General features: G+C 57.5%; 1 protein-coding gene. It reads right to left on the bottom strand.

The genetic code is table 11. The annotated features are described in order from the left end of the window. Nucleotides 1–64: 64 nt before the first annotated feature. On the bottom strand, nt 65–706 hold a 642-nt coding region (locus EOA29_RS38860; protein ID WP_245468817.1), incomplete at its 5' end, for a response regulator.

Raw genomic sequence — 706 nt, 5'->3', positions numbered from 1 at the left:
AGGTGAGACGTCGTCAGGGCGCAGGGGCACCTTGACCCCATGGACGGTCATCAATGACATCTGATCAAAGACCCTGCGGTAGCCTGTGTCCGTTCTTCATCAATTTTGCCCGCGCCTGTTTGTAATATTTTTCCGCCGAGCTGGGATCGATGCCAAGGCGATCCGCCATTACCTGATAAAACTGCGTACGCGTCATGCCTGGCTCGCGACGGGTCATCATGTCGATAATTTCCTGTTCTCTTGGCGTCAGGACGGAATACCGAACGTCGGGCATGGTCATCGCCACACGCGAAAGCCGAACTGCAAATCCGTTGGTGGAAATGTCGTCGAGCACGTCATTAAACACCCCGGGCTCCAGCCCGGTCTTGCCGAGATAGCCGGCCGCGCCGATTTGACGAAAAATTTCGGCCTCAGAATCGCTGTCTGAGCCTGTCACGACGATGTGGATCGCGCTTGGCGAGGCTTCGATGATTGTGCCGACGACGGCAACGCGATCAGCGTCCAGCGTCGGATCGAAGCCGGGAAGTCCCGGATCAATGACGACCAGATCGAACTCAGCGCTCCGAAGCTCTCGCGCAGCGATTTCCAATGTCTCGGCGCCAAGGACAACGCAATTTCCGAGACTCGCCCGAATCTGGTCCATAAGCGCCAGCCGCATCAGATTCTGATCTTCGACAACGAGCGCGCGAAACACTGGCGGCAGGTC

Origin of the sequence: Mesorhizobium sp. M1E.F.Ca.ET.063.01.1.1 (assembly GCF_003998155.1) — a bacterium.
GTDB lineage: Bacteria > Pseudomonadota > Alphaproteobacteria > Rhizobiales > Rhizobiaceae > Mesorhizobium.
This window is presented reverse-complemented; position numbering and strand designations above follow the sequence as displayed.